Source organism: Corynebacterium sp. HMSC036D03 (assembly GCF_001836185.1).
Lineage (GTDB): Bacteria > Actinomycetota > Actinomycetes > Mycobacteriales > Mycobacteriaceae > Corynebacterium > Corynebacterium simulans.
In genome coordinates this window covers 227059-253912 of record NZ_KV827737.1, presented here as the reverse complement: position 1 = coordinate 253912, position 26854 = coordinate 227059, and the positions used below count along the sequence as shown (strand labels likewise).

Here is a 26854-nt window from a genome sequence, read left to right as displayed (position 1 = left end):
GTGGGTCCAAATTGACGAAGTCATCTAATTACACAGCGAACACGGGTGCTTTCTCCCTCCTTAGATCGAAACTCAGGAACAACAAACGCAGCAGTTTGCGCGGGAGAAGGCTGAGACCCCCACATATGGGGAACCGTTGCACCTGATCCGGGTAATACCGGCGCGAGGGAGGAAAATGTCTACTACACCTGCATCTTCGGCACGCACTGCGCACAAGGCTGGAAAGCCCAACCGCCGCTGGCGCGTCGTCGACATCGTCGTGGCCGCGGTCTTGTCAGTGGCGTGTGGCCTGATTTTCTTGTTCTGGAACACCGCGGGCTATGCCGGCTACGAGGCTCTCGATGCCTTTACCCCTGGACTGGGCGGTTTGGCCTCTGGCATCTGGTTGCTGGGAGGCGTGCTCGGTGGGCTTATCATCCGCAAGCCAGGTGCGGCGCTCTTTGTGGAGCTGCTCGCTGCCTGCGTCTCCGCCGCTCTTGGCTCCCAGTGGGGCGCGGCAACCTTGCTCTCTGGCATTGCCCAGGGCATCGGCGTGGAGATCGTCTTCGCCATTTTTGCCTACCGTTCATTTAACCTGCTTGTTGCCACCATCGCTGGCCTTGCCGCCGGCGTCGGTGCATGGACTTTGGAGCTCTTCACAGCCGGCCACCTAGCCCGTTCCGTTGAATACAACATCATCTACTTGGTGTGCACCTGCCTCTCCGGTGCGATTCTGGCCGGCGTTCTGGGCTACTTCACGGTTAAGGCGCTAGCGGCCACTGGCGCGCTCGACCGCTTTGCTGCAGGCCGCGAGGCTTAAGAAGTACTTTCAAGAATGGTTTCTGGAACAGGCATCCGCGTTAAAGGTTTTGGCTGGACTCATGCCGGGCGTGCAGAGCCGGCGCTGCGGGATGTTGCTTTCCACGTCGAGCCCGGCGAACGAATTCTGCTGTGCGGTGACTCCGGTTCTGGCAAGTCCACGCTCTTGGCGGCTCTTGCCGGAGTGCTCGGCGGCGACGAGGAAGGTGAGCAGGTAGGAGAGATCCAGCTCTTCGGAGCTGATACCGCGGGCAATGGTGAGTGGCCTGGTGAAGGCATGCCAGTGGGGCTGGTCCTGCAGGATCCTGATTCCCAAGTAATTTCCTCGCGAGTGGGCGACGACGTTGCTTTCGGCTGCGAGAACCTTGGCCTCGAACGCTCTGAGATTTGGCGCCGCGTCGACCAAGCCTTGGAGCTGGTGGGTCTTGACCTTCCACATGACTATCCCACCGCTCGGCTTTCCGGCGGCCAGAAGCAACGACTCGCTTTGGCTGGCGTCATGGCGATGGGCGCCGGGCTCATCTTGTTGGATGAGCCCACGGCGAACCTCGACCCAGAGGGCGCCGATTCGGTGGTTCGTGCGGTGACCCAGCTAGTGGAGCGCACCGGCGCCACGCTCATCGTGGTTGAGCACCAGCCAGATAGATGGCGTCACTTGCTGCAACGCGGACTACTCATCGAGGATGGGCAGGTTGCGCTTGACGCTTCCGTGGGCGAGGTGCTGGAAGCACGCGCCCAAGCGATGCCCACGCTGCCGCAGGCTCGCGTTCCACAAGACGTATCCAGCCTTGAGCCAGCGATGTGGTCAAAGGATTTGGCTACCCACTTTGGCCCGCCGCGTACCTTTGAGCTTCCCTCGACAGCTTCGACCGTTGTGACAGGTCCCAACGGGGCGGGAAAGACCACCTGGCTGGAAACCATGGCCGGGCTGTTGCCGTATACGTCGGGTGAGGTGGGCGTCGCCGAGCACGTGCGTCGCGGCCTCAAAGGAGACCCGGCAACGTGGAAGTCGCGCGAGCTCGCGCATCGCATTGGGTACGTGTTTCAGAACCCAGAACATCAATTCGTTGCGCGCAGCGTTGCCGATGAACTGCGCGTGGGACCCCGAGTGATGGGTGAGGAGGTCCCAGAAAAGCGCATCTCGGAATTAGTGGAGCGCCTGCGTTTGGGGCAGCTGCTTGGCGCCAACCCCTTCACCCTTTCGGGCGGAGAGAAACGGCGCCTTTCGGTGGCGACAGCATTGGTGAGCGCGCCGGCGGTTCTGTTGCTTGATGAGCCGACGTTCGGCCAGGATCCGCAGACCTTCGCGGAACTGGTGTGGATGCTGCGCGAGTTAAGCGATGAGGGAGTGACCATTGCCTCGGTAACCCACGATCCCCTCTTCATTGCGGCTCTCGGTGACCACCGCGTGGAGGTGCCGCGTGCCTAATATCTTGTCCGGCGTAAACCCATTGACGCGGGTTTACCTTATGCTGGCGCTGACCTTGCCGTTGTTTCTCTCGGTGGATTGGGTCTCCGCCGCGGTTTCTTTGGTCATCACCTTCGTATTTGCGCCGCTGTGTGGGGTTAGTTGGGGAAAGCTCATAAGGAGCGGATGGTTCCTGTTTATCCTCGCCGCACTGTCTGGCGTTTCGATGTTGCTGTATGGCGCCGAGGGCGGGGAGGTTTACTTCCGGCTTTGGCTCATCGTGGTTTCGGAGAACTCGGTGCGCCTTTCGGTCGCGATGATGCTGCGTGTGCTCGCGGTAGCGCTGCCAATGATTGTCCTCGCGCGCGACATTGATCCCACACGCTTAGGCGACGCCCTGGCGCAGAACCTTCGCCTGCCTTCGCGTTTTGTTATTGGCGCGGTCGCCGGTGTGCGTATGGCGACGCTGTTTCGAGACGACTGGGATTCCATGGCTCGTGCCCGGAGGGCGCGGGGATTGGGGGATCGCGGCAAGGTTAAGCATTTGCTTACGATGTCCTTCGGCCTTTTGGTAGTGGCGCTACGTCGCGGCGGCAAGCTGGCCACGGCGATGGAGGCCCGTGGTTTCGGGCGCACGCCGTTGTATTCGCCGGCGCGCACGTGGGCGCGCGAGTCGCGTGTGAGCAGGAAAGATTGGCTCATCATGTTAGCCGGTTCACTTTTGGCAGCAGTGCCGGTGGTAGCGTCGGTAGTTACAGATTCCTGGAGATTCTTCGGTCTATAAGACGAAAGGGCCACGAAGCATGGACTTCGACAGTCAGCTCGACCGCCTCATCGAGGATGTCATCAAGGCTGCCGCGACGCGCAAGAAACCCTTCAAGCCGGTGACGGTGCTCATCGATGGGCCATCGGGTGCTGGCAAGACGTGGGCCTGCGCCGCCCTCGCCGATAGAGCAGGCTGGCGTGTGGTGCACCTGGACGAGTTCTATCCCGGTTGGCACGGCCTTGAGCAGGGCTCCCAGATGGTTGCCGAACAGGTGCTGCGCGGGGCCAATCCTGGCTACTGGCGCTGGGATTGGGAAGCCAATGCGCCCGGTGAGTGGGCGAGTTTGGACGCGCGCGATGACCTCATCGTGGAGGGAGTCGGTGCGGTTACCCCAGAAAATATCGCCGCCGCTAAGGAGCGCGGCACCGTAATTACGGTGCGCCTCGACGGCCCGCGCGAAAAGCGCTATGAGCGAGCCATCGAGAGAGATCCGGACTACGCAGAGTGGTTCGAGACCTGGGAGGAACAAGAGAAGGTTTACTTCTCCGAGCGCGCCACCGACGCCGAATTTACGTGGGAATGGCAGTAGCTTCCGCCCCGCAGTAGACGCCGTGCTTGTCGACGTCGTGCGCCCACTGGCGCACCAGCTTAAGTCCCTGTTGCGCAACGCGTTCTTCCAGCTCGGGAATCCGGGCCTCGATGCACGACCCTGGCCACAATGTGGTGCGGGCCTGTAGTTTTAGCCGCCCTGCCCGGGCGTTTTCTGCCAACAGATAAAAGGACTCCCACATCCGCTGCGCTTGGGCGCGGCTGCAGCCGGTGACCTGTGGCAGATCATCTGGCAAGGCCTTGACATCGATGCCTATCCATTCTGGCCGCGTCAGGGGGTTATCCACGAGCTTTTCCAACCTGCTCGGCAGGTATCCGCTCGTGTGGAGACCAACCTTAAAGCCAGCCGCGTGGGCTTCGGCTATCGCTTGCGGCAGCCCGGGCGCGGAAAGTGGCTCGCCGCCGGAAAAGACTACGCCGTCGAGAAGCCCACGGCGCTTGGATAGCAAGGAAAACGCGTCCTGCCAGCTATAGTTTCCCGGCCCAAAGGCCTGCAGCTGCGGGTTATGGCAGTAGCTGCAGCGCAGCGGGCAGCCGTTGAGGAATAACGTCATGGTCAGGTGGTCCGGCCAATCCGAAGCCGAGAAGGGGATAAGCCCGCCAATCGGCAGCTGCGTTCTGGAACTTAGCTTCGGCTCTTGCAACGAAGGTGCAGTCTTAGACGCTGGCCGCAAGCCTCTCGTCGAAGTACTGGCGCTCATGGAACTCTCCCTTCTTGCCCGTGTTGAAGCTAGAGACTGGCCGGAAATAGCCCATCACGCGCGTCCACATCTCGGTGGTGGAGCCGCAGTCGGGGCAGTGCGGATGCTCGCCGGATATGTATCCGTGGGAGCTACAAATGGAGAAAGTCGGCGTGATGGTGACATAGGGCAGGCGGAACTTTTCCAGCGAGCGGCGCACCAGGGTCGCACAAGCCTTGCCGGTCGACATCGCCGAACCCATGTAGAGATGCAGCACCGTTCCGCCGGTGTATTGGGTCTGCAGGTCCTCTTGGGCTGCAAGTGCGGTGAAAGGATCGGGAGTGTGCGCGACGGGCAGTTGCGAGGAATTGGTGTAATACGGTTCTTCTGCGGTGCCGGCATGCAGTATGTCTGGATAACGCTTCAGATCTTCGCGGGCGAAGCGGTACGTAGCGCCCTCGGCGGGTGAAGCCTCGAGGTTATAAAGGTGCCCGGTCTTCTCCTGGGCGTCGACAAGCAGTGCGCGAACCCGCTCGAGCAGACGCAGAACCTGTGCGTGGCCGCGCGTATCGGTGAGATCGTAGGCATTGGAAGTGAAGTTGCGGATCATCTCGTTGCAGCCGTTGACCCCGATGGTGGAGAAGTGGTTATCCAAGCTGGGTAGCCAACGCTTGGTATAGGGGAAAAGACCTTTGTCCAAGCACTCGTTAACAAAGGCGCGGCGGCGCTCGAGCGTGTCGACGCCGAGATCTACCAGCTCTGCGACGCGCGCCAATAGCGCCTCCTCGTCGCCGCGGTAGAGGTAGCCCAGGCGTGCGCAGTTGAGCGTGACCACGCCGATGGAGCCGGTCAACTCGGCCGAGCCGAACAAGCCATTGCCGCGCTTTAATAGCTCGCGCAGGTCCAGCTGCAACCGGCAGCACATGGAACGAATCATGCCTGGGTCTAGATCAGAGTTGAGGAAGTTCTGGAAGTAGGGCAGCCCGTACTTCGCGGTCATACTAAACAACGCCTCGGCGTTCTCGCTGTCCCAATCGAAGTCCGGGGTGATGTTGTAGGTGGGGATAGGAAAGGTGAAAGGCCTACCGTCCGCGTCGCCGGCGGACATCACCTCGATGAAGGCACGGTTGATGATGACCATCTCCGCCTCCAAGTCGCCGTAACAGAAGTCGACGGGCTCGCCACCGATGAGCGGTACCTGGTCGCGTAAGTCGGCAGGGCAGTGCCAATCGAAAGTGAGGTTTGTAAATGGCGTCTGCGTGCCCCAGCGGGAAGGCACGTTCAAGTTGAAGATGAACTCCTGCATGTGCTGGAGCACCTGGCCGTAGCTGAGGCTATCCAGCCGCACGAAAGGCGCCATGTAGGTATCGAAGCTGGAGAAGGCCTGCGCGCCTGCCCACTCGTTTTGCAGAGTGCCCAGGAAGTTGACGATCTGTCCGCACGCGGAGGAAAAGTGCTTCGGTGGTGCTGAAGCGATAGTGCCTGGAACGCCACCGAATCCCTCTTCTAGAACTCGGCGCAGTGACCAGCCAGCGCAATAGCCGCTGAGCATGTCTAGATCATGGATGTGAATATCACCGGCTCGGTGTGCATTTCCCGCGGCTGGTGTAAAGACCTCATCTAGCCAGTAATTGGCGGTTACTTTGCCAGCGTTGTTAAGAATCAACCCTCCTAGCGAGAAATCCTGATTGGCATTGGCGTTGATGCGCCAATCGCGCCGGCTCAAGTACTCTTCGATGGAATCTGCGACGTTAATGGTCCGTGAACCCATGTAGTTCTTCCCTTCGTTATGGAAATGGAGCGCTGGTACAGCGAAAAGCTCGCTGCCTTTCCAGCTCTGATGGCACGCCCAGGCGTGCATGTGGGGGAATTAGGTGGCAACTGCAGTCATGTGGGAGGACTTGCGGCAAGCCGGGATGCCAAAAAGCCACCACGTAGCGCCGGGCGACACAAAATAACATAGCTGTAATTTCTGCCGGGGCGAGCAACTAAAACACAAGATATTCGCACTAATGGGTTTATCGTTTCTATATATAGTGGTTCGAATGTTGAAACGCCGACGGGGCGTGTGCCTATTTAGTGGATGTGATTGTTGTCCCTATAGGCCTCGCCTAATGCCCGATTTTGGGTGGGGATCAAAGTTCCGGGGAATTTGTCACAGGCGGGCTCGGGTGGGGTGTGGCGTCGTAAAGCCTTGCGTTATTCCTGCCTGCGACGATTGGATAAATCGCCAGGTAGGTGGAATTTGGATGTTTTGCGTGTCGCTGCTATTGTTCGAAGAGGTTTCGCCTTCATGTGGGGCGAAAAGTCTGATCGATTAATCGGCTTGAATGGCTGATTGATGTTCTGGACATGCGGAAGGGCCCCGGAAAAGAGCCCCTATTTCTGCGTGTTTGGGCAGCATCGGTCAGTTCAGCCGAAGTCATACAGAAAGACTAGATTTATGCCAACTATTCAGCAGCTGGTCCGTAAGGGCCGCCATGATAAGCGCTCCAAGGTCGCAACCGCAGCGCTGAAGGGCTCCCCTCAGCGTCGTGGCGTTTGCACCCGCGTTTACACCACCACCCCGAAGAAGCCGAACTCTGCACTGCGTAAGGTCGCTCGTGTTCGCCTGACCTCCGGTATCGAGGTTTCCGCGTACATCCCAGGCGAGGGCCACAACCTGCAGGAGCACTCCATGGTGCTCGTCCGCGGCGGTCGTGTTAAGGACCTCCCGGGTGTTCGTTACAAGATTATCCGTGGCGCACTGGATACCCAGGGCGTTAAGGACCGCAAGCAGGCTCGTTCCCGCTACGGTGCAAAGAAGGGACAGTAATCAACAATGCGTAAGAATGCTGCTCCGAAGCGTCCTGTAGTTAAGGACCCGGTATACAACTCCGAGCAGGTCACCATGCTCGTGAACAAGATCCTCCTCGATGGCAAGAAGTCCACCGCAGAGCGCATCGTCTACGGTGCACTCGAGGCTTGCCGTGAGAAGACCGGTACCGACCCAGTCGGCACCCTGGAGAAGGCTCTGGGCAACATCCGCCCGGACCTCGAGGTTCGCTCCCGCCGTGTCGGTGGTGCTACCTACCAGGTGCCAGTTGAGGTTAAGCCGGCTCGCGCTAACACCCTCGCTCTGCGTTGGTTGGTGACTTTCACCCGCCAGCGTCGTGAGAACACCATGATCGAGCGTCTCGCTAACGAGATCCTGGATGCATCCAACGGTCTTGGTGCTTCCGTGAAGCGTCGTGAAGATACCCACAAGATGGCTGAGGCAAACCGCGCCTTCGCACACTACCGCTGGTAATTTTCCAGCGTATGCCTATGGTCCGAGCAACGTAATAGTTTTGCTGAACAGTTCCACCCGCTTTCTGCGGTTGAAACTGCAAACATAACTTCATATCGTTGCTCGGGCCATTTTTCTAAGCTGGTGTCTTCTCCTTGTGGGCAGACGGCTAGCTTGGGGAGGCGGGCTACATAAAGGTGTATTAAGGTGCACCGCTGGAAGTTTTAGTAGCCCTGCGGCTGCTAAGACGGCCGAGACGTGGCAAAATTAATAAAGACCTATCCATGCGGACGGATTGGTGCTGGAACCTCGCTTTGAAAGCGGGGAACCGGCGCGAAGCGTCCACGATAAATAAGTTGGGGTAAAACCGTGGCACAAGAAGTGCTTAAGGACCTTCACAAGGTCCGCAACATCGGCATCATGGCTCACATCGATGCTGGTAAGACCACCACCACCGAGCGTATTCTCTTCTACACCGGTATTAACCGTAAGGTCGGCGAGACGCACGATGGCGCATCCACCACTGACTGGATGGAGCAGGAGAAGGAGCGCGGTATCACCATTACCTCCGCTGCTGTTACCTGTTTCTGGGACAACAACCAGATCAACATCATCGACACCCCGGGGCACGTTGACTTCACCGTTGAGGTCGAGCGTTCCCTGCGTGTCCTGGATGGCGCTGTTGCTGTCTTCGACGGCAAGGAAGGCGTTGAGCCACAGTCCGAGCAGGTGTGGCGTCAGGCTGCTAAGTATGACGTTCCGCGTATCTGCTTCGTCAACAAGATGGACAAGCTGGGCGCTGACTTCTACTTCACCGTTCAGACCATCATCGATCGCCTCGGCGCTAAGCCACTGGTTCTGCAGCTGCCAATCGGCGCTGAGGACGACTTCGACGGTGTTGTTGACCTGCTGAACATGCGTGCCATCACTTGGCGCGGCAAGGTCGAGACCGGTGCTGAACCGACCATCGAGGAGATCCCTGCTGACCTGCAGGAGAAGGCTGAAGAGTACCGCGAGAAGCTGCTCGAGGCTGTTGCTGAGTCTGACGAAGAGCTTATGGAGAAGTACTTCGGCGGCGAGGAGCTGACCCTTGACGAGATCAAGGCAGCAATCCGCAAGATGACCATCAACTCCGAGATCTACCCGGTTCTGTGTGGTACCGCTTACCGCAACAAGGGCGTTCAGCCGCTGCTCGACGCAGTCGTTGACTTCCTTCCGAGCCCGCTGGACGTCGGTGAGGTCATTGGCCACGCTGTTGGTAACGAGGACGAGCAGGTTACCCGCAAGCCGGCTGTTTCCTCCCCGTTCTCCGCACTGTCCTTCAAGATTGCTGCACACCCGTTCTTCGGCCAGCTGAACTTCGTTCGCGTTTACTCCGGCCAGGTCTTCCCAGGTACCGAGGTGCTCAACTCCACCAAGGGTAAGAAGGAGCGCATCGGTAAGCTGTTCCAGATGCACGCCAACAAGGAAAACCCTGTTGAGCAGGCTGACGCAGGTAACATCTACGCAGTTATCGGCCTGAAGGAAACCACCACGGGCGACACCCTGTGCGACAAGGACAACCCAATCATCCTCGAGTCCATGGACTTCCCGGAGCCGGTTATCAAGGTTTCCATCGAGCCAAAGACCAAGGCTGACCAGGAGAAGCTGGGTACCGCTATCCAGAAGCTCGCTGCTGAGGACCCAACCTTCACCGTCGAGCTCGACGAAGAGACCGGCCAGACCGTTATCGGCGGCATGGGCGAGCTCCACCTCGACGTTCTGGTTGACCGTATGAAGCGCGAGTTCAAGGTCGAGGCAAACATCGGTAACCCACAGGTTGCTTACCGCGAGACCATCCGCAAGACGGTTCAGTCCCTGGACTACACCCACAAGAAGCAGACCGGTGGTTCTGGTCAGTTCGCAAAGGTCATCGTCACCATCGAGCCTTACAACCCGGACCCAGAGACGCTGGAGGAGGGCGAGTCCGCAACCTACAAGTTCGAGAACGCCGTCACCGGTGGCCGCGTTCCGAAGGAGTACATCCCTTCCGTCGACGCTGGTATCCAGGACGCAATGCAGTACGGCTACCTCGCTGGCTTCCCGCTGGTTAACATCAAGGCAACCCTCGAGGACGGCGCTTACCACGACGTCGACTCCTCCGAGATGGCCTTCAAGCTCGCTGGCTCCCAGGTTCTGAAGGAAGCTGTTGCTAAGGCAAAGCCAGTCCTTCTTGAGCCGGTCATGGCCGTTGAGGTTGTTACCCCTGAGGAGTACATGGGCACCGTTAACGGTGACATCAGCTCCCGTCGTGGCCAGGTCTTCGCTATGGAAGACCGCTCCGGCGCAAAGGTTGTCAAGGCAAAGGTTCCGCTGTCCGAGATGTTCGGTTACATCGGCGACCTGCGTTCTTCCACCGCTGGCCGCGCAAACTTCACCATGGTCTTCGATTCCTACGCTGAGGTTCCTTCCTCCGTTGCAACCGAGATCATCGAAGAGCGCACCGGCAACAAGGCCTAACTAGCCTTAAGGCAATCGCCACCCCCTCACGCTTCAGCCCCGCATACGGCTGGTAGTCTTTGCCAGTAGATTCCAGTTGCGGGGCGGGGCAAGAGCTTGCAGCTTTTCTCCCGCGTGAGGCAACTGGTTGGGTAGCGGTTGGCTGAACTTGCACTTGCAAAAAGTGTTGGTTGAGCCGGCCGTTACCCTCCCAGGATCCGTTATCAGATTCTTGTCGAGGGTCAACGACCGCACAACATGCGCGGGGTTACCTCCTATTTAGGCGGTTTGAAAAAACTGCGGCATAAATCTAGGATCGTGTAACTGGCACGTAAAGAAAGCGTCATTAGCGCTTCGGAGTTTTCGTTCCAAGTGCCAATGACATTAACCAACCACGTGGCTGCCTATGCAGCCGCCATAGAGTCCAGGAGGACAAACAGTGGCAAAGGAGAAGTTCGAGCGTACGAAGCCGCATGTTAACATCGGCACCATCGGACACGTCGACCACGGCAAGACCACCACCACCGCAGCGATCACCAAGGTTCTGGCTGACCAGTACCCTGAGGAGAACACCGCTTTCGCATTCGACATGATCGATAAGGCTCCTGAGGAGAAGGAGCGCGGTATTACCATCAACATCTCCCACGTTGAGTACTCCACCCCGAAGCGCCACTACGCACACGTTGACGCTCCGGGCCACGCCGACTACATCAAGAACATGATTACCGGTGCTGCTCAGATGGACGGCGCTATCCTGGTTGTTGCTGCAACCGATGGCCCGATGCCGCAGACCCGCGAGCACGTTCTTCTGGCTCGCCAGGTTGGCGTTCCTTACATCCTCGTTGCACTGAACAAGTGCGACATGGTTGACGACGAGGAAATCATCGAGCTCGTCGAGATGGAGATCCGCGAGCTGCTCGCTGAGCAGGACTACGACGAGGAAGCTCCGATCGTTCACATCTCCGCTCTGAAGGCTCTTGAGGGCGACGAGAAGTGGGTACAGGCTGTTGTCGACCTCATGCAGGCTTGCGATGACTCCATCCCGGATCCGGAGCGCGAGCTGGACAAGCCGTTCCTGATGCCTATCGAGGACATCTTCACCATCACCGGCCGCGGTACCGTTGTTACCGGCCGTGTTGAGCGTGGCTCCCTGAACGTCAACGAGGACGTTGAGATCATCGGTATCCAGGAGAAGTCCATCTCCACCACCGTTACCGGTATCGAGATGTTCCGCAAGATGATGGACTACACCGAGGCTGGCGACAACTGTGGCCTGCTTCTGCGTGGTACCAAGCGTGAAGAGGTTGAGCGTGGCCAGGTTGTTATCAAGCCGGGCGCTTACACCCCTCACACCCAGTTCGAGGGTTCCGTCTACGTCCTGAAGAAGGAAGAGGGCGGCCGCCACACCCCGTTCATGGACAACTACCGTCCGCAGTTCTACTTCCGCACCACCGACGTTACCGGCGTCATCAAGCTGCCTGAGGGCACCGAGATGGTTATGCCTGGCGACAACGTCGAGATGTCCGTCGAGCTGATCCAGCCGGTCGCTATGGACGAGGGCCTGCGCTTCGCTATCCGCGAGGGCTCCCGCACCGTCGGCGCTGGCCGCGTTACCAAGATCATCAAGTAAGAGCATTTGCTTGAGCGTTTAAAGTAACGCCCTTTAAAGCCACCGCTTTCCCTTTCCGGGAAGGCGGTGGCTTTTTGCGTGTCTTGCTCCCGCGCCAGTTAAGCTATGAGCCATGCTTGATCCCACACGCATCGACCGCACCCTGCAGGCTCTGAAAGCTGCGTGGGAAGGTCAGCCGGAGCTGCCCTTGGGCACGCTGTTTGCAATGCTGGCCAACCAAGGCCTCGGATGGGGTGCTGACGACGCGGATATGGTTCGTGCGTTGGAGCAAATGGCGCGGTTGCATCCACCGACACTGCCGCTTGGCGACGGCCGCGTGGAGGAAGGATTGTGGCTACTCGTCACCCAGCGTGAGCGCGTGACTATTGACGAGGCAAATGTGGTCATTCGCCGTACCAGCGATGATGGTCCGCGGCAGCCGGTGGCGTGGCAGTACTCGGCTGTTCGGCCAGTGGGGCCTGGTCGACCTCTTGTTATCAAGGACTCGGAGTCCATCGAACATCGCTATGGCGTAGTGGAGTCAATTACCCGCCTAAAGCAAGATTCACGCCAGCTCAGCGGGTTGAAAAGGCGCAACGTAGGGGAGCGGGCGTGGCTTATCCGCACCGAGCTGGAAACCATCCTTTTGGACCACGGCTTACATGCATTTAAAATTGCACGGCGCTGCCTGCAACGTGCTGACTATTCCTGGAAGCAGATTCTGCAGTGTAGCCCCGGGAAGCCTTTGCAAGTATCGCTGTCACGTGGGGTTACGCATGAATTTGGGGCGGTCACCGAGGTACTCCTCGCTGAATCCGCCCCTGATGCCGCCGATGGCTACATTGACTAGTCCTTCAGTGCCTTAACCTGGCTAAAGTGCAGCTTGTACACGGTATCTAGATTGGCGTCGGGAAAAGCTGAGCGGAAGTCCTTCTCGCTGGTTTCGACAGCCTTGGTTAGCTCATCTAGTGGCATATCCGCGCTGGCTTCTATCTTGTATTGCAAGGTCGGCCGCGCACGGTCATAGGCCACCAACCGGTGAACCTTCTCGACTCCGTCGAGAGCATCAAAGCTTTTGGCCACGGCACCAGCAATAGCTTGCATATTGGTGGAAATGGCGCCTTCATCATTCGAAGAATCGGATGCGACGTTGTTGAAGCGCCGGTGGCGCAAGTTCGCCACGATGAGCCAGATGCCGGCTACCGCTAGGAGCATGGTGGCTGCACCCAGCGCTACCGGCCACCAATTAGCGCTAGGCAGTGCTGCCCAAGCGTCGTGATCAACCCAGCGTGCCAGGGAAGTGGCGAAGGGAACCTCAAAATGGATGAGGATCGGCCAAAGCCCTAGCGCAATGAGGACTACGGCGATGAGGAATAACAAGAAACGGTCGAATGCTGCCAAGCCCTTAGACATGATTATCGACCTCCGGGAGATTTTCTGCCTTTACTTTTAGCTGTGGGGCGCGCTCCAACGAGGAAAGGGCTTGCGATACAGCCTCTTCCACGCGGCTGACCAACAGATTGTCCTCAGTGTCGCCGTTGACGGTGATATCGACGCCGATCTTCTTCTTGCTGATTACTGCGCGGCTACGGGCAGCACTGACGCCGGGCACGCGGCGCGCAGCGGCTGAGGCTACGCGCGCGATGTCTACCGAGCGCAGCCACATCGAGGCGGTGTCGGAGGAGAGCCTGGTATGTGTCTTTTTGCGTGGTTTGAACACCGCAATGAGCAAGATAAGGCCAATGGCAATAGCGATGCCGCCGCCTATCAGCATCCAGGTTTCGACCGCGTCCTGTGACATCACGTCGATGAAAGGCTGCAGCCAGGAATTGGCTTTAGTGCTGACAGCCCACGTTTCCCTTCCGAGAAAAGCTGCGGCGCCCAAGCAAACGATTCCGAGGACAACGGCCCATTTACGGGCTGCAGGGGATGCCGCCGGCCTTTGGCCAAAGCCCTGCGGGAGAGCATCTTTCTTAGACATCCTGGCCCCCTCTGTACATAGGGTTGATTGTGATTTCGCGCAGTGGCTGTGGACGGGGCGCTACAACATGCCGAACCGGCGCGGTACCTTGCAGTGAGGCCTGGCGGACAGGTGCTGGCTCGGGTACGCGGACTGTGCGCAGCGCAACCGGGCGGGGAGCACTTACCGGACGCGGCTGCAGCGGCCGAGGAGCGGCCACGCTGCGTACGGCGACGGGATTGGGAGCGGTGACAGGGCGGACGTGGTTAGGCGTGGGCGCCGTTACCTGCAAAAGCCTAGTTGGCTCCGGGGCGCGTACGGACGCGACCTGAAGCGGAGCGCTGTCAGCGTCGATAGAGCGCACCGTTTGCGGGGCAGGCGCATCTATATTGCGTATTGGCACCGTATGGTTGGTGGTTATCGGTTTAAGCTGGCGCTCCGGAAGTGACCGCGGAGTGATTGCCCGTGGCGTTTGTCGCGCGTCGACGGCAGGGCCTGACACGCGCTCGCCCGGTACTGCTGCGGCAACGGTGACGTTGACGCGGGTGGTGCGGTAGCCGGTGTAGGCCGCAACCCATTCCTCGATGGCTTTGCGGGTCGACTTCGCTACGTCCGTGACAGGACTCGGCCAGGTCACCGCGATCGAGGCATCCACCGCTAGCACCTCGGAAGCAGGATCGCTCTGGATAAGCAGGCGCGGAAATGCGCGCCCAGCTAAGCCGGCGAGCTTGGCGTCGATGGCTTTGGTCCCGGGGACGGAAGCGATGGCGCTAGTGACAATGTGTTCGAGAGCCTTGTGCGTAAACCGCAAGGTGCCATCAGTGCGCTGTTGTGGCGTGGCAGATGGCATTATCCCTGCCCTTTATCCTTGCCGATAATTCCATACCACACGGCGGTGAGGTCGATACGGCCGTCGAAGTGCGCACCTACAACACCACCGATGGCGGCAAGCAGGATGGCCAACACCGTGGGCCACAGGCCAAGGTGGATGAAAAAGGCCAAAACCAGACCGGCAACAATGCCCAGCGTGGAGTAGTTCTTCATAATTTTCCTTCTTAATCTTCCAGTGCGCTGCTTAAAGCATCAGCCACGACGACATCAACGCGTTGCAGTCCCGGGCAGGCCTCGAGCGCCGCGGTGCGGGCGGCGTCCGCGATTGTGGCAACCGGAATGCGCTTCGCGACGTCGATTACAAGGTGTACCTCGATATGGCTATCGTCGCGCGGACTCGGGCGCTTTATGCCGCCGATGCGCTTGCCGGGGTAAAGCAACGCAACTTCGCCGAAAGAACCGGGATGCAGCTTGGCGACGCCCTGGATGCCTGCTACTGAGTCGACGATGCGATGTGCAGCAGCGGCATCTAGTTCAAAGCGCTCCGGAGTGGACTCCATCATTTAAATAACTGCCTTAGTCTTTGAAAGGCCTATTCCTGGCCCTGTGCCAAAGCGTTGTTGGAGGCCTGCTCGCTGGCAGTGTCTTCCTTTGGCAGTTTGACGTCGTGGACCACAACGTCAACGCGCTCAACGCCCAGGCCGGTCATGCGCTCGACAGCATTCATGATGTTGCGGCGGATAGCCTCAGCCAGCTCGTGGATAGCAACACCGTACTCGGCGATGATGGCAACTTCGATGGTGGCAACAGCGTTGTTGACCTGAACCGTTACGCCCTGGCGTACATCCTCGGATGCGCCGAAGGACTCACGGATGGATCCCATCATGCGTGCGCCGCCACCGCCCAGTGCGGCAACGCCGGAAACCTCGCGGGCGGCGATGCCAGCGATCTTGGAAACCACGGCGTCGTCGATAGTGGTGGTGCCGTACTCGGTTTCCAGGTTCTTGTTGACCTCCGGGGCAGCAGCGGCGGTGTTTGCCTGCTCGGTGGAAGTTGCTGCGTTCTGTGCGGTGTTCTGGGCAGCGTTCTGATCAGTATTCGCTGGGGTATTAGCGGTCATTGTGCTTATTCCTTATCTATAGGGACTTGATTGCGGGAAGTTTCGCCTTAACAAGAAAGCTACCTTTCCGAGCCTATATCTGAATGCGGACATTGTGGGGTGCTGAGGTGCAATCTTTTGGAAAACGTGACTTTGCACACGGTTTGGAAAAAAGTTTGGAAAACGCGCGATTACATGCTTAAATACAAGGGTTGCTTTAACACAACGGCGTTTGGAAATCGTGGGTGAAACACCCCCGATATTCAACAAAGTTGCTGGTAAAGCGAACATGACACCTTCGCAGGTGGGCACTTTTTAAGTGTGTGCCGAGAAGGTCATTCAATCGGGCTAGGTCCGCGTTTAGTAGAGACATCCCGAGCGAATGGACCGGAGAAGGGGCATGGCAAATAAACAGCGGCAGTATATGAATTGGATTTGTGCCTCCACGTGTAATGCGTGAGGAACCGTCCTCTTTCTATAGAACTTTGACTTACGGGTCTTGTACCCCGTCGAAAGCACTGCAACCAGGTTTATTGCCAGGTCGCACTTTTGGTCGTCATGGCAGTCAGACAACTGGCGTTGCGCCCAGGCCCTAGAGTCCGGACAACGTTATAGAGAAATCGAGAAGCAATTCCCACCGCTTCACGCCCCGGATACGCCGGGAATGTGAATGTGGGGTAGCGAGGAAGAGGATAAGCGTGGCGGGACAAAAAATCCGCATTCGGCTGAAGGCCTATGATCACGAGGCTATCGACGCTTCTGCAAAGAAGATCGTCGAGACCGTTACCCGTACGGGTGCTCGTGTTGTTGGCCCAGTGCCGCTCCCAACCGAGAAGAACGTATACGCCGTTATTCGTTCTCCGCACAAGTACAAGGACTCTCGCGAGCACTTCGAGATGCGCACTCACAAGCGCCTCATCGACATTCTCGACCCGACCCCGAAGACCGTTGACGCTTTGATGCGCATCGACCTTCCGGCCAGCGTCGACGTAAACATTCAGTAGTGTAAAGCGATCGACGAATAGATATTTGGTGGAGAACTAACAATGAGTGAAAACGAGATCAAGGGCATTCTGGGCAAGAAGCTCGGCATGACCCAGATCTTCGACGAGGAAAACCGCGTAGTACCGGTTACCGTCGTTGAAGCTGGGCCGTGCGTTGTTACCCAGATTCGCACCGCAGAAACCGATGGCTACAACGCCATCCAGATCGCATTTGGCGAAATCGACCCACGCAAGGCAAACAAGCCTGCCGCAGGTCACTTCAAGAAGGCTGGCGTAACCCCACGTCGCCACGTTGCCGAAATCCGCATGGATGACACCTCTGCTTACGAGGTTGGCCAGGAAGTTACCGCTGACATCTTCGAGGGCATCACCTTCGTTGACGTCACCGGCACGACCAAGGGTCACGGCTACGCTGGCGCCATGAAGCGCCACGGCTTCGCAGGTCAGGGCGCTGCCCACGGTAACCAGGCTGCTCACCGCCGCGTCGGCGGCATCGGCGCCTGCGCTACCCCGGCTCGCGTCTTCAAGGGCACCCGCATGGCTGGCCGCATGGGCCACGACCGTGTGACCACCCAGAACCTGAAGATTCAGAAGATCGATGCCGAGTCCAACCTGCTGCTCATCAAGGGTGCTATCCCTGGTGCACGCGGTGGCCTCGTCACCGTTAAGACCGCAGTGAAGGGCGGTGCACACGCATGAGCAACCTCAAGCTAGACGTCCAGACCGCTGAGGGTAAGACCAACGGCTCTGTCGAGCTGCCAGCAGAGATCTTTGACACCGAGGCATCCATCGCTTTGATGCACCAGGTTGTCAACGCTCAGCTTGCTGCTGCGCGCCAGGGCACCCACAAGGCAAAGACCCGTGGCGAGGTTTCCGGTGGTGGCCGTAAGCCTTTCCGCCAGAAGGGCACCGGTCGTGCACGCCAGGGCTCGATCCGCGCACCGCACTACGCAGGTGGCGGCATCTCCCACGGCCCGGTTCCGCGCGACTACGCACAGCGCACCCCTAAGAAGATGATCAAGGCTGCTCTCTTCGGTGCACTGTCCGACCGCGCTCGTAACGAGCGTATCCACGTAATCGAAGAGCTCGTCCCGGGCCAGACCCCGTCCACCAAGGCGGCTAAGGCTTTCATCGAGCGTCTGACCGAGCGCAAGAACGTGCTGCTCGTTGTTGGTCGCGAGGACATCAACGCTCGCCGCAGCGCCAACAACCTGCCTAACGTCCAGATCCTGGACGCAGGCCAGCTGAACACCTACGACGTCCTTTACTCTGACGACGTTGTGTTCTCCGTTGAGGCTCTGCACACCTTCGTCGCTCGCGCTCAGGGTGCGAACGAGGAAGTTAAGGAGGAGAAGTAATGGCTAAGCTCGCTAACCCGCGTGACATTGTCATCGCACCGGTTGTTTCCGAGAAGTCCTACGGCCTGATGGAGCAGAACGTTTACACGTTCTACGTCTCCACGGACTCCAACAAGACCCAGATCAAAGATGCCATCGAGCAGATCTTCGGCGTAAAGGTTGACTCCGTGAACACCGTCAACCGTGCAGGTAAGCGTAAGCGCACCCGCACCGGTTTCGGTCAGCGTAAGTCCACCAAGCGCGCTTATGTGACGCTTCGCGAAGGCAGCGACTCCATCGACATCTTCGGCGGCGGCGCTTAAGCGCCACCGGAGAGCCGAAAGGAAAAGGAAGAATTATGGCTATTCGTAAGTACAAGCCGACAACTCCGGGTCGCCGCGCATCCTCCGTGTCCGAGTTCGAGGAGATCACTCGTTCCACTCCGGAGAAGTCCCTGCTGCGCCCGCTGACCAAGACTGGTGGTCGTAACAACTACGGCCGCATCACCACCCGCCACATCGGCGGTGGCCATAAACGTCGTTACCGTCTGATCGACTTCCGTCGTACGGACAAGGACGGTATCCCGGCAAAGGTTGCTCACATCGAGTACGACCCGAACCGCACCGCAAACATCGCTCTTCTGCACTACGCAGATGGCGAGAAGCGCTACATCATCGCCCCTAAGGGCCTGAAGCAGGGCACCATCGTTGAGGCCGGCGCTAACGCCGACATCAAGGTTGGTAACAACCTGCCGCTGCGCAACATCCCAACCGGTACCACCATCCACGCTGTGGAGCTCAAGCCGGGCGCAGGCGCTAAGCTTGCTCGCTCCGCTGGTGCTTCCATCCAGCTGCTGGGTAAGGAAGGCAAGTACGCAATCCTGCGTATGCCGTCCTCCGAGATCCGCCGCGTCGACATCCGTTGCCGCGCAACCGTGGGTGAGGTCGGCAACGCTGACCAGATGAACATCCGTTGGGGTAAGGCCGGCCGTATGCGCTGGAAGGGCGTTCGCCCGACCGTCCGTGGTGTCGTCATGAACCCGGTTGACCACCCACACGGTGGTGGTGAGGGTAAGACCTCCGGTGGTCGCCACCCTGTGTCCCCATGGGGCAAGAAGGAGGGTCGCACCCGCAACCCGAACCGTTACTCGAACAACATGATCGTGCGCCGTCGTCGCCCGAACAAGAAGCGCTAAGAGGAGGTAAACAATGCCACGCAGCCTTAAGAAAGGCCCGTTCGTCGATGAGCACCTCCTCAACAAGGTGGATGCTCAGAACGAGGCTGGCACCAAGCAGGTCATCAAGACCTGGTCTCGCCGCTCGACCATTCTGCCTGACTTCATCGGTCACACCTTCGCCGTCCATGACGGCCGTAAGCACGTGCCGGTGTTCGTAGAGGACTCCATGGTCGGCCACAAGCTCGGTGAGTTCGCACCAACCAAGACCTTCAAGGGTCACATCAAGGACGATAAGAAGGGACGTCGATAAGCGATGAGTGAAACCATCACCTCCGCATCCGCAACGGCCCGCTACGTCCGCGTTACTCCGATGAAGGCACGCCGTGTCATCGATCTGGTTCGCGGCAAGTCCGTAGCCGAGGCACTTGCAATCCTGAAGTACGCTCCGCAGGGCGCTGCTAAGCCAGTCGCTAAGGTTGTTGCTTCTGCAGCTGCTAACGCTGAGAACAACTTCGGTCTGGACCCACGCACCCTGGTCGTCTCCGAGGCATACGCCAACGAGGGCCCGACCATGCGTCGTTTCCAGCCACGCGCACAGGGCCGTGCATTCATGATTCGTAAGCGCACCAGCCACATCACCGTGGTGGTCGAGAGCCAGAAGGAAGGGGCCAAGTAATGGGCCAGAAAATCCATCCTCACGGCCTACGTTTGGGCATCACTTCCGACTGGAAGACCCACTGGTTCGCCGATAAGGACTACGCGAACTACGTAGCCGAAGACATCAAGATCCGTCAGTACCTCGAGAAGGGCCTCGACCGCGCCGGCATTGCCGACGTCGTTATCGAGCGCACCCGTGACCGCGTACGCGTCGACATTCACACCGCCCGCCCAGGCATCGTGATCGGCCGCCGCGGTGCTGAGGCAGACCGCATCCGCCGCGAGCTCGAGAAGCTCACCGGCAAGATGGTCGCCCTCAACATTCTCGAGGTCAAGCAGGTCGACGCAAACGCAACCCTCGTTGCTCAGTCCGTCGCCGAGCAGCTGGTTAACCGTGTTGCATTCCGTCGTGCAATGCGCAAGGCTATCCAGTCCGCTATGCGCCAGCCGCAGGTCAAGGGTATTAAGATCCTCTTGAACGGTCGTCTGGGCGGCGCCGAGATGTCCCGTACCGAGCGCTACCACGAGGGTCGCGTTCCGCTGCACACTCTTCGCGCCGAGATCGACTACGGCACCGCAGAGGCTCACACCACCTTCGGCCGCATTGGCATCAAGGTGTGGATCTACAAGGGTGACGTCGTCGGTGGCGTACGCGAATCCGAACTGAACGCTCCGGCGCAGGGCCGTGGCCGCGGTGACCGTAACGGTCGTCCGCGCCGTGGTGGCCAGCGTCGTCAGCGCGCACAGCAGAAGCAGGAGGGCTAATCCATGCTGATTCCTAAGCGCGTTAAGTACCGCCGCCAGCACCGTCCTACCCGTACCGGTGTTTCCAAGGGCGGTAACCGCATCAACTTTGGTGATTACGCAATCCAGGCTCTCGAGCCGGCTTACATCACCAACCGTCAGATTGAGGCCGCACGTATTGCCATCAACCGCCACGTCAAGCGTGGTGGCAAGGTGTGGATCAACATCTTCCCGGACCGTCCGTTGACCCAGAAGCCGCTCGGCGTTCGTATGGGTTCCGGTAAGGGCCCGGTTGAGAAGTGGGTCGCCAACGTTAAGCCGGGCCGCGTCCTCTTCGAGATGTCCTACCCGAACGAGGCCACCGCAATTGAGGCACTGCGCCGCGCAGGCCAGAAGCTTCCTTGCAAGGTCCGCATCATCAAGAAGGAGGACCAGTTCTAATGGCAACCGGTACCCCCGCCCACGAGTTCCGTGAGCTCGACAACGCTGAGCTGGAAAAGCGTCTGCAGGATGCGAAGGAAGAGCTGTTCAACCTTCGTTTCCAGAAGGCTACCGGCCAGCTGACCAACAACCGCCGCATCGGCACGGTTAAGCGCGACATTGCCCGCATCTACACCGTTCTTCGCGAGCGCGAGCTGGGCCTGTCCGTAGTTCCGGGAGCTGAGGCTTAATCATGAGTGAGGCAAACGTGAACGAAGTAAAGAAGGAGCGCGGTGCTCGCAAGACCCGCATCGGTATCGTAGTTTCCGACAAGATGGATAAGACCATCGTCGTCGAGCTCGAGGATCGCAAGCAGCACGCGCTTTACGGCAAGATCATGCGCTCTAACAAGAAGGTTAAGGCACATGACGAGAACGAGACCGCCGGCGTCGGCGACCGCGTTCTGATCGCCGAGACCCGCCCGCTGTCTAAGGACAAGCACTTCCGTCTCGTCGAGGTCGTTGAGAAGGCTAAGTAAAACCTAGCTTTTCAACACTTAAGCCGGCCGAGCTTTTCCTCCTTTAGGAAGAAGGCTCGGCCGGCTTTTCATATGCGCGTATTTTTTAAGCGTTCGTCGCGCTGCCCGGTATAGCAACGTATCTAGCGTGGTCTCCCAGTAGACAGTGTCGATGCCGACACCGCGGTCGTCGCAAAGCGTGTCTGCTCTATCGGCATAGCGGGATAGTGCCGTCATACTCTGCTTGTTGGTAGACCAAGTCTTGGCCAGGATGGGGCATTTCAACCGCATTGCGGCGGTGCAGATATGGCGCACATACGCGTTAGTGAGTCCGTGCTTGCGCCATTCGGGCGCGGTGACCGCGGTGCTCACGTATAGGTAGCTTTGGCCCTGCCATTGATAGGGATAGTAATAAGCGCAGAACCCTGCCAACTTGTTGTTGCGGGTGACCGTGATGATGGTGGCCTTTTCGATCAACGACTCGTAATAGTCTTTGATTCCCGTATTCGCTCCCTGGCTGTCCCAGTCGGTCTGTCCAACGGCCGCGCGCTGCGAGAGCGGGGGAGTGAAGTCCTTGTCGCAACGAGTTAGAAGTTCGAAGAGTTCTTTTGCTTCGCCGACGGGAATCTGTCCTGGTTTGTAGTGGCCCATTAGCGTAGTCTCCAATCTCTTTAAAAGTGGTAGTTTGTAACGCATGGTAGAGACTATCGCTAAAACGCATTGGTCGCATCTATTAACACTGTGTGCCGGAATTATGACGTTGTATATGAATACGACCATGGTTGCGGTTGCCCTGCCAGCATTGACGAACTCACTAGGTGCGAGCCCCGCGGAAGCCGCATGGGTTGTCTCCGCATACAATGTCGCCTTCCTTGCGGTATTGCTGCCGTGCGGGCTCTTCGGCGACAGGCTCGGACATAAACGTCTACTCCTCTTAGGAAGCATGGTCTTTCTTGTATCAGCGCTCGTGTGCGCGCTTGCTCCGTCGGCCATCTGGCTCATTGTCGGACGTGCGGGCATGGGACTTGCGGCCTCGGTGTTTACGCCGATGTCGCTGGCCCTTTTGCCCACGGTGATAGAGCCTTCCGACATGGCACTGGCCAATAGTTTGTGGACCGCCGCCGGTGGTGTTGGCGCTCCTTTAGGTCCGCTCCTGGGTGGCTGGATTATTCATGCTTTAGGCTGGCGTGGCATCTTCTGGCTTGACGTCGTTGTCATCGCCCTTGTCTTTTTCGGCTGTAGCCGACTGCCGAAGGCAAGGGCTGTTCCTTCCCATCCGGTGCTGCCTTGGGTACAGATCTTGCTCTCTGCCTTTGGTTTCCTTGTTCTCACGGTTGGCATGATTAACGTCGGCGGCAAGGTCTCATTTAGTGCGGTTTGGTTACCAATTCTGATTGGGTTGGCTGCTTTGGCACTGGCCCTGGTCTTCGGCGGAAGGAGCGATCAAGCGCTCGTGGACTTGGGGCTTTTGAACAATCCGCGCTTCCTCGTGAATACTGTGACCCTGTTCTTTATCAACTTGGTGCTTTTCGGGCTGCTTTATGTCACTCCGCACTACCTGCAGAATATCTTGGGCAACTCGCCTGCCCGGGGTGGCTTGATGCTTATGCCTTTGGCCGGCACTGCCATCGTTGGCGCCTTGGCAGCCGGGCTGTTGGTGCGGCGAAGCAAGATTGGGCGGTGGCTTCTGCCTAGCTCGATTTTCCTCGTCGCCGGGGGGCTGCTGGTTGGTGCGTTGACGAGTCCATCCAGCGGATATGGATATTTGGCCGCGGGGTTAAGCCTTGCCGGCTTTGGTGTGGGGGCGGGTCAATCCTTGGCTTTGCAGGAGGCGATGGCGCAGGTTCACCCGGAGCGCCGGGGAAGTGGTGCCTCGTTGGTTAATACAATTCGGCAGCTTGGCTCGCTCCTAGGCGTTGCTTTCATCGCCTCACTCGTAATTAACTTGGCAGGCGAGCCGGCTAGCGACGCCTCCTATATCCATGCGATGGATAGCGTCTTTGTCCTGTGTAGCGCTGCTTGTGTTTTAACGGGATTTGCGTTGTTATTCATGCACACGAGGCAGCAGAAATTATAGAGTTAAGGCATGGTGTCACGTCCTTTAGAATCTTCGTCTTCGGACAATCTTGGGCTTAATCGTCGCGACCGAAAGAAACTTATGACGCGGCGCGCGATCCGAAGTGCGGCGCTCGAGCTTTTTGCAGAGCGTGGATATGACGACGTCACCGTGGCTGAAATTACCGAAGCCGCTGATGTCTCAGCGATGACCTTCTACCGCCACTTTGGCACGAAAGAAGCCGTTATCACCAGTGTCATCATCAGCCCCGAAGCAACAAAGGTTCTGGTGGACATCGCGCAGATGACTGATTATAAGAACTTGGAGGCAGCGCTCCGCGAACTCTTCAGCGATGCCGATGCGTGGGGAGGACAGCTCGCAGATCGAGTCCTTCTGTTGCGTGAAAATCCTTCGTTGCTGGGCCATATCTGGCAGCACTCGGACCAGTGGGTGGACTGCGTCCTAGCTGAGACGGGCACCAGCATTATCGACCGCACCCGTGCCCGCAGTCTGATCGGCATCTTCATCGAATGCATCGCAGGTTGGTCCGAGCGCAGGGATTTTCCAAAGAAAGCCGGCCTCAAAGAGCTTTTAATTCAGACCATCCCAGCAACTCTCGCGCCGCATCCGAGTTAACGACCCCCGAGCGGTCTCTGCTCGCAAAGACAACCTTTGAAATAGTCTTTAAGAAAACCTGCTCACCGCGGAAGTCGTCGGGTCGTAGTGCACGCCGGCACGCATTCCCGTCCAACCAATGAACGGTTCTGCGCTTAGCGTGATGGGCTTGTGCACGTGCCCAAGCACCCACGTCGCACCGCTTTCTTGCAGATCCTCTAGCTTGCACGGCAGGCAAGGCTTACGGCTGAATTCACCGTGCACAGAGGTGTGAAGCAGTCCCAGGCCATTGAAGCTGGGGATTTCGATCTCTCGTGGGTCAGGGTCGGTGGCCACGCCGCAGGTCCACGCCTGCACACCGTCGATTTCGAAGAAGTGCGGTTCGGTCCCGTGCGCGATGATTCCTTCGGGCCATTTATAGTCATGGTGATCATGCGCGTTCCTTTTGTTGCCAGGAAGTGACGAGTACGAGGACGATAATTGAAGTTCCAACCCCCATAAGGGTCATTGCCATGGCCTCGGCGCGGTGGCCTTGATCGAATTGGTTCATGATCCAGGACGCGAGCAGGTTGATGTTGTTCCGGCGCACCAGCGAAGAATCACGAGTTCACGGAATCCTGCGAAGAAAGCCAGAATCCAGCCTGCTGCGATACCCGGTGTAAGCAAAGGCAGCGTGATCCGGAAGAAGGTCTGGTGCCCCTTGGCACCGGAGACCTTCGCCGCTTCGTAGACGGTGTGGGAGACCGCCGCGGCAGATTCGCCGATTTCCACAATCCTCACCGCCCCAGGGCGTTAAGCTAAAACGCTGTCTCCTATTTCCTTATGTGTTTTGAGGTCCAATCATGCGCCGCTATGTTTCCTTACTCTGTGTTGCAGCCCTAGCGCTTTCTGGCTGCAGTAATTCCGGAAAAAACGACTCCGCTAAAGAAACAGAGAAGATGTTCAATACGATGGCGCCACAAAGTTCAGCAGAGGCGGATTCCCAAGAATCCAAGGCGTCAGAAGAATCGAAGAAACCAGCGGTGGTCATTGAAGACGGCATCTTGAAGATGACGGGCAAGGTTGTAAAGAAGAAAGGTCGTGAGACCCTAGGCTCGCAGCCTGAATCCGGATTCCCTGAAAGCGAGCTCAACGGCGACTATTGGATCCTCGAATTTGATGCTCCGGGGGAGGTCACCGGGAACAGGGCAAATTACAAGGAAACCCGTTGGATCGATAGCGGCTTGCTTGCATCGCACTACAGCACGCACGAGGAAAGCCGCGAAAAGGCAGAGCCGTGGGTGGGCAAGCATGTGACAGTGTCGATCGCTGCTGACAAAGTTGGTTGGCAAAATGATGCCTCTTTGCCGAACGGCCCGCTTCGTCTGGGCACCAGCTTTGAAATCGAAGCTGCTGAATAACAAGAACTCCTTGTGGCTGCGCAGAGCTACTACAAGGAGTTCTTGATGTCTTTCGGGGAGCCAAAGGCAGTTTTGCCGATTAATGCTTGACCGGAGTAACGCGGCCAGCCCGCCAATCCAGGAAGGCCATGGCGGCGCAGAAGATGTTGAGCACGGCGCTGGTGCCCAGGGTGAAGGTACCTACCTTGTACATGGTGGTGCCGGCGGCGTCGAAGTTGTTGAAGATGATAAGCCAGCAGATCCAGCCGATGAGCGCGGTCAACGCAGCGAGGGCGGAAAGTGCGCGCAGGCCACGTGCGGGGCGTTCAGGTGGGGCGAAGGCTTTGTGCGCGGCGTCGACAAGAATGGCGAGCGCAACGAGGATACTCACGATGCCGGATAGCCACGTGGGCAGCAGGGCAGAAGTGCCCAGGACTACCGGGAAGATGAAAGACAACGCCACGAAGATGAACGCCACGGTGTGAAGTATGGCGCTACGGCCCTGGTAGGAAGAAAACATTTAGGCCTCTTTCTTCTGAACATCTGCTTGCATGGCAAGCACTTCTGCGCGGTGCGGTGGCTGTGCGCCCTTGCGAGAGACGGTAATCGCAGCGGCTGCCGCGGCGAATTCCAAAATCTTTTTCCAGTCGTATTCGCTCAAGTGAGTGAGCTCTTCGGCCGTGAGGTTGCGGCGGGCGATCTCTGTGAGCAGCGCGCCCATGATGGTATCGCCCGCGCCGATGGTGTCGGCGACGTCGACCTTGGCGGAAGGCACATCGAACCGGGTCGTGCCAGCGCGCAACGTGAGGCCCTCGCTGCTGCGGGTAACCACCACGACGGGAACCTGCTTGAGGGCCTGCTTGCCCAGGAATTCCACTTCTTCCTCAGAAAGCTTCAGCACGGTGACGTGGGCAAGTAGCTCGTTGAGGAAGGCCTTGTGCTCATCGTTGGTATAGAACGGGCGGATATTCGGATCGAGCGCCACGATGCTGCCCTTAGCTGCGAATTGCTTGAGCAGTTCGCCATAGCGCGAAGCACCTGGCTCCAACGCGAGGGAAACAGTGCCGAAGCAGGCAATCTCGGCGTCGGAAAGCGTGGGCTCAACCAACCTATCTGCCGTGCCCTCCGTGTAGAAGGTATAGGACGCCGAACCATCATCACCGATGCTGGTCACGGCCAAAGTGGTGGGCTCTGGACCGCGCTGGACCATAGACGTGTCCACGCCTTCCTGCTCCAGCCTTTCCACCAGCGCGTTACCGAAACCGTCGGTGGAAAGGCGCGACTGGAAGCTGACCTCGCCGCCCAGACGCGCCGCCGCGATGGCCACATTGAAAGGCCCGCCGCCCAAAGCCGGCGTGAGGTCTTGCAAGCTACCTGGGCTGACGGGGACAAGGTCGACGAGTCCTTCGCCACACACATGGATTCTCATGGATTCCATAGTA

General features: G+C 58.5%; 36 protein-coding genes and 1 riboswitch. Of the genes, 23 read left to right on the top strand and 13 right to left on the bottom strand.

The window, feature by feature from the left end; genetic code table 11:
• The first annotated feature begins 89 nt into the window (after window positions 1-89).
• A riboswitch (TPP riboswitch) is annotated at window positions 90-187 on the top strand.
• The 4 genes from HMPREF2692_RS06005 (at window position 176) to HMPREF2692_RS05990 (ending at window position 3561) form a co-directional block, all read left to right on the top strand.
• Complete coding sequence (locus HMPREF2692_RS06005) at window positions 176-799, top strand: ECF transporter S component (RefSeq protein ID WP_061920464.1); 624 nt, start codon at window positions 176-178, stop codon at window positions 797-799. It overlaps the preceding riboswitch by 12 nt.
• A 15-nt stretch (window positions 800-814) precedes the next feature.
• Window positions 815-2227: an ABC transporter ATP-binding protein gene (locus HMPREF2692_RS06000; RefSeq protein WP_070823076.1), complete on the top strand. Its 1413-nt coding sequence runs from the start codon at window positions 815-817 to the stop codon at window positions 2225-2227.
• Window positions 2220-2990: an energy-coupling factor transporter transmembrane component T family protein gene (locus HMPREF2692_RS05995; RefSeq protein ID WP_061920468.1), complete on the top strand. Its 771-nt coding sequence runs from the start codon at window positions 2220-2222 to the stop codon at window positions 2988-2990. The genes HMPREF2692_RS06000 and HMPREF2692_RS05995 overlap by 8 nt, the downstream gene beginning before the upstream one ends.
• A 19-nt stretch (window positions 2991-3009) precedes the next feature.
• Window positions 3010-3561 (top strand): nucleoside/nucleotide kinase family protein, encoded by a 552-nt coding sequence (locus HMPREF2692_RS05990; RefSeq protein ID WP_061920470.1) that lies wholly within the window; start codon window positions 3010-3012, stop codon window positions 3559-3561.
• Here HMPREF2692_RS05990 and HMPREF2692_RS05985 read toward each other — a convergent pair.
• Complete coding sequence (locus HMPREF2692_RS05985; RefSeq protein ID WP_210400646.1) at window positions 3542-4282, bottom strand: anaerobic ribonucleoside-triphosphate reductase activating protein; 741 nt, start codon at window positions 4280-4282, stop codon at window positions 3542-3544. The two genes, HMPREF2692_RS05990 and HMPREF2692_RS05985, sit on opposite strands and share 20 nt — an antisense overlap.
• The gene (locus HMPREF2692_RS05980) at window positions 4239-6032 is read right to left on the bottom strand and encodes a ribonucleoside triphosphate reductase (RefSeq protein WP_070456878.1); all 1794 of its coding nucleotides are present in this window, start codon (window positions 6030-6032) and stop codon (window positions 4239-4241) included. The genes HMPREF2692_RS05985 and HMPREF2692_RS05980 overlap by 44 nt, the downstream gene beginning before the upstream one ends.
• A 672-nt stretch (window positions 6033-6704) precedes the next feature.
• Here HMPREF2692_RS05980 and rpsL point away from each other — a divergent pair.
• The 5 genes from rpsL to HMPREF2692_RS05955 all read left to right on the top strand — a co-directional run bounded on the left by rpsL (window position 6705) and on the right by HMPREF2692_RS05955 (window position 12466).
• Window positions 6705-7076 carry a 30S ribosomal protein S12 gene (gene rpsL, locus HMPREF2692_RS05975; RefSeq protein WP_046646811.1) on the top strand — a complete coding sequence of 124 codons (372 nt, stop codon included), beginning with the start codon at window positions 6705-6707 and terminating at the stop codon, window positions 7074-7076.
• Window positions 7077-7082: 6 nt separating this feature from the next.
• The gene (rpsG, locus tag HMPREF2692_RS05970; RefSeq protein WP_042529270.1) at window positions 7083-7550 is read left to right on the top strand and encodes a 30S ribosomal protein S7; all 468 of its coding nucleotides are present in this window, start codon (window positions 7083-7085) and stop codon (window positions 7548-7550) included.
• Between the two features lie 348 nt (window positions 7551-7898).
• Window positions 7899-10028, top strand: coding sequence for an elongation factor G (gene fusA, locus HMPREF2692_RS05965; RefSeq protein ID WP_062042304.1), 2130 nt, complete (start codon window positions 7899-7901; stop codon window positions 10026-10028).
• Between the two features lie 418 nt (window positions 10029-10446).
• Entirely contained in the window at window positions 10447-11637 is a 1191-nt protein-coding gene (tuf, locus tag HMPREF2692_RS05960) for an elongation factor Tu (protein WP_061920476.1), read from the top strand.
• A 112-nt stretch (window positions 11638-11749) separates the two neighbouring features.
• Entirely contained in the window at window positions 11750-12466 is a 717-nt protein-coding gene (locus HMPREF2692_RS05955; RefSeq protein WP_070432546.1) for a hypothetical protein, read from the top strand.
• On the opposite strand, the gene HMPREF2692_RS05950 is transcribed toward HMPREF2692_RS05955, so the two are convergent.
• The 6 genes from HMPREF2692_RS05950 to HMPREF2692_RS05925 are packed head-to-tail and all read right to left on the bottom strand — an operon-like array spanning window position 12463 to window position 15527.
• Window positions 12463-13029, bottom strand: a complete 567-nt coding sequence (locus tag HMPREF2692_RS05950; protein ID WP_070432547.1) for an Asp23/Gls24 family envelope stress response protein — start codon at window positions 13027-13029, stop codon at window positions 12463-12465. The genes HMPREF2692_RS05955 and HMPREF2692_RS05950 overlap by 4 nt on opposite strands.
• On the bottom strand, window positions 13022-13597 hold the full coding sequence (locus HMPREF2692_RS05945) for a DUF6286 domain-containing protein (protein WP_061920482.1): 576 nt from the start codon (window positions 13595-13597) through the stop codon (window positions 13022-13024). The genes HMPREF2692_RS05950 and HMPREF2692_RS05945 overlap by 8 nt, the downstream gene beginning before the upstream one ends.
• Entirely contained in the window at window positions 13590-14426 is an 837-nt protein-coding gene (locus tag HMPREF2692_RS05940; protein WP_070823073.1) for an Asp23/Gls24 family envelope stress response protein, read from the bottom strand. Before HMPREF2692_RS05940 ends, HMPREF2692_RS05945 begins: the two co-directional genes overlap by 8 nt.
• On the bottom strand, window positions 14426-14620 hold the full coding sequence (locus HMPREF2692_RS05935) for a DUF2273 domain-containing protein (protein ID WP_061920486.1): 195 nt from the start codon (window positions 14618-14620) through the stop codon (window positions 14426-14428). Before HMPREF2692_RS05935 ends, HMPREF2692_RS05940 begins: the two co-directional genes overlap by 1 nt.
• An 11-nt stretch (window positions 14621-14631) precedes the next feature.
• Window positions 14632-14970: a hypothetical protein gene (locus HMPREF2692_RS05930; protein ID WP_235590995.1), complete on the bottom strand. Its 339-nt coding sequence runs from the start codon at window positions 14968-14970 to the stop codon at window positions 14632-14634.
• Between the two features lie 29 nt (window positions 14971-14999).
• Complete coding sequence (locus HMPREF2692_RS05925) at window positions 15000-15527, bottom strand: Asp23/Gls24 family envelope stress response protein (RefSeq protein WP_061920488.1); 528 nt, start codon at window positions 15525-15527, stop codon at window positions 15000-15002.
• Between the two features lie 677 nt (window positions 15528-16204).
• Here HMPREF2692_RS05925 and rpsJ point away from each other — a divergent pair.
• Genes rpsJ through rpsQ form a run of 11 tightly spaced genes read left to right on the top strand, consistent with a single transcriptional unit; the run spans window position 16205 to window position 21383 of the window.
• Window positions 16205-16510: a 30S ribosomal protein S10 gene (gene rpsJ / locus HMPREF2692_RS05920; RefSeq protein ID WP_003848085.1), complete on the top strand. Its 306-nt coding sequence runs from the start codon at window positions 16205-16207 to the stop codon at window positions 16508-16510.
• Between the two features lie 42 nt (window positions 16511-16552).
• A complete protein-coding gene (gene rplC / locus HMPREF2692_RS05915; protein WP_061920490.1) occupies window positions 16553-17209 on the top strand; it encodes a 50S ribosomal protein L3 in 657 nt (218 codons plus the stop codon).
• Window positions 17206-17868: a 50S ribosomal protein L4 gene (gene rplD, locus HMPREF2692_RS05910; RefSeq protein WP_061920492.1), complete on the top strand. Its 663-nt coding sequence runs from the start codon at window positions 17206-17208 to the stop codon at window positions 17866-17868. The genes rplC and rplD overlap by 4 nt, the downstream gene beginning before the upstream one ends.
• Window positions 17868-18170: a 50S ribosomal protein L23 gene (rplW, locus tag HMPREF2692_RS05905; protein ID WP_061920494.1), complete on the top strand. Its 303-nt coding sequence runs from the start codon at window positions 17868-17870 to the stop codon at window positions 18168-18170. The genes rplD and rplW overlap by 1 nt, the downstream gene beginning before the upstream one ends.
• Before the next feature lie 35 nt (window positions 18171-18205).
• Complete coding sequence (rplB, locus tag HMPREF2692_RS05900; RefSeq protein WP_061920496.1) at window positions 18206-19042, top strand: 50S ribosomal protein L2; 837 nt, start codon at window positions 18206-18208, stop codon at window positions 19040-19042.
• Between the two features lie 13 nt (window positions 19043-19055).
• Window positions 19056-19334 (top strand): 30S ribosomal protein S19, encoded by a 279-nt coding sequence (rpsS, locus tag HMPREF2692_RS05895; RefSeq protein ID WP_005527741.1) that lies wholly within the window; start codon window positions 19056-19058, stop codon window positions 19332-19334.
• Window positions 19335-19337: 3 nt separating this feature from the next.
• A complete protein-coding gene (gene rplV / locus HMPREF2692_RS05890; protein WP_061920498.1) occupies window positions 19338-19700 on the top strand; it encodes a 50S ribosomal protein L22 in 363 nt (120 codons plus the stop codon).
• Window positions 19700-20446, top strand: a complete 747-nt coding sequence (rpsC, locus tag HMPREF2692_RS05885; protein ID WP_061920500.1) for a 30S ribosomal protein S3 — start codon at window positions 19700-19702, stop codon at window positions 20444-20446. The genes rplV and rpsC overlap by 1 nt, the downstream gene beginning before the upstream one ends.
• 3 nt (window positions 20447-20449) lie before the next feature.
• Window positions 20450-20866, top strand: coding sequence for a 50S ribosomal protein L16 (gene rplP, locus HMPREF2692_RS05880; protein ID WP_061920502.1), 417 nt, complete (start codon window positions 20450-20452; stop codon window positions 20864-20866).
• Window positions 20866-21096 (top strand): 50S ribosomal protein L29, encoded by a 231-nt coding sequence (gene rpmC / locus HMPREF2692_RS05875; protein ID WP_061920505.1) that lies wholly within the window; start codon window positions 20866-20868, stop codon window positions 21094-21096. The genes rplP and rpmC overlap by 1 nt, the downstream gene beginning before the upstream one ends.
• A gap of 2 nt (window positions 21097-21098) precedes the next feature.
• Complete coding sequence (gene rpsQ / locus HMPREF2692_RS05870; RefSeq protein WP_061920507.1) at window positions 21099-21383, top strand: 30S ribosomal protein S17; 285 nt, start codon at window positions 21099-21101, stop codon at window positions 21381-21383.
• Window positions 21384-21401: 18 nt separating this feature from the next.
• Here the strand turns inward: rpsQ and HMPREF2692_RS05865 are convergent, their stop codons facing one another.
• The gene (locus HMPREF2692_RS05865) at window positions 21402-22013 is read right to left on the bottom strand and encodes a GNAT family N-acetyltransferase (RefSeq protein ID WP_061920509.1); all 612 of its coding nucleotides are present in this window, start codon (window positions 22011-22013) and stop codon (window positions 21402-21404) included.
• A gap of 43 nt (window positions 22014-22056) precedes the next feature.
• Between HMPREF2692_RS05865 and HMPREF2692_RS05860 the strand changes: the two genes are divergently transcribed.
• Both HMPREF2692_RS05860 and HMPREF2692_RS05855 read left to right on the top strand, forming a co-directional pair.
• Window positions 22057-23439, top strand: a complete 1383-nt coding sequence (locus tag HMPREF2692_RS05860) for an MFS transporter (RefSeq protein ID WP_061920511.1) — start codon at window positions 22057-22059, stop codon at window positions 23437-23439.
• A gap of 81 nt (window positions 23440-23520) precedes the next feature.
• Window positions 23521-24054: a TetR/AcrR family transcriptional regulator gene (locus tag HMPREF2692_RS05855; protein ID WP_235590996.1), complete on the top strand. Its 534-nt coding sequence runs from the start codon at window positions 23521-23523 to the stop codon at window positions 24052-24054.
• Between the two features lie 48 nt (window positions 24055-24102).
• Here HMPREF2692_RS05855 and HMPREF2692_RS13125 read toward each other — a convergent pair whose 3' ends face one another.
• Together HMPREF2692_RS13125 and HMPREF2692_RS13345 are read right to left on the bottom strand one after the other, a co-directional pair.
• Window positions 24103-24525 (bottom strand): metallophosphoesterase family protein, encoded by a 423-nt coding sequence (locus HMPREF2692_RS13125; protein ID WP_162492721.1) that lies wholly within the window; start codon window positions 24523-24525, stop codon window positions 24103-24105.
• Window positions 24526-24579: 54 nt separating this feature from the next.
• Window positions 24580-24804: an ABC transporter permease subunit gene (locus tag HMPREF2692_RS13345; RefSeq protein WP_235590997.1), complete on the bottom strand. Its 225-nt coding sequence runs from the start codon at window positions 24802-24804 to the stop codon at window positions 24580-24582.
• A 71-nt stretch (window positions 24805-24875) separates the two neighbouring features.
• On the opposite strand from HMPREF2692_RS13345, the gene HMPREF2692_RS05845 reads away from it, so the two are divergent.
• Complete coding sequence (locus tag HMPREF2692_RS05845) at window positions 24876-25433, top strand: hypothetical protein (protein ID WP_141741016.1); 558 nt, start codon at window positions 24876-24878, stop codon at window positions 25431-25433.
• Window positions 25434-25512: 79 nt separating this feature from the next.
• On the opposite strand, the gene HMPREF2692_RS05840 is transcribed toward HMPREF2692_RS05845, so the two are convergent.
• Together HMPREF2692_RS05840 and HMPREF2692_RS05835 are read right to left on the bottom strand one after the other, a co-directional pair.
• Window positions 25513-25932, bottom strand: coding sequence for a hypothetical protein (locus HMPREF2692_RS05840; protein WP_061920519.1), 420 nt, complete (start codon window positions 25930-25932; stop codon window positions 25513-25515).
• Window positions 25933-26841 (bottom strand): carbohydrate kinase family protein, encoded by a 909-nt coding sequence (locus tag HMPREF2692_RS05835; protein WP_061920520.1) that lies wholly within the window; start codon window positions 26839-26841, stop codon window positions 25933-25935.
• Window positions 26842-26854 lie beyond the last annotated feature (13 nt).